This window comes from Erythrobacter sp. QSSC1-22B (genome assembly GCF_001678665.1).
GTDB lineage: Bacteria > Pseudomonadota > Alphaproteobacteria > Sphingomonadales > Sphingomonadaceae > Qipengyuania.
In genome coordinates, this window is sequence record NZ_LZRP01000046.1 from 1 (window position 1) to 311 (window position 311).

Annotated in this window: 1 protein-coding gene; it reads right to left on the reverse strand. The window is 58.2% G+C overall.

Annotation, left to right across the window (positions count from 1 at the left end; all coding sequences use genetic code 11):
* Nucleotides 1-7 precede the first annotated feature (7 nt).
* On the reverse strand, nt 8-311 hold a 304-nt coding region (locus A9995_RS15795), incomplete at its 5' end, for a transposase (protein WP_145917030.1).

The following is a 311-nucleotide window of genomic DNA, read 5'->3' on the forward strand; positions in this document are numbered from 1 at the left end:
CGAAAGTTCATAAAGCATAGCAGTATCTTGCGGTGCGGCGTGCGAGCATACGGATTGAGGCGATGTGCGCCCATGCCGTTGAGCTTTCGATGGTTTTCTCCCAGTCTTTGGCCAAGCGCCTGCACCGGCCCAGCCATGCAAAGGTTCGTTCAACCACCCAGCGGCGTGGCAGAAGAACGAAGCCTTTGGCGGTATCGGAGCGTTTGATGATTTCGATGGTCCAGCTTCCGTGAGCCTTGAGCGCGTCTCTGAGCTTGTCTCCGGCGTAGCCGCCATCGGCGAACACATGGCGCAACCAGGGGAAACGGAAG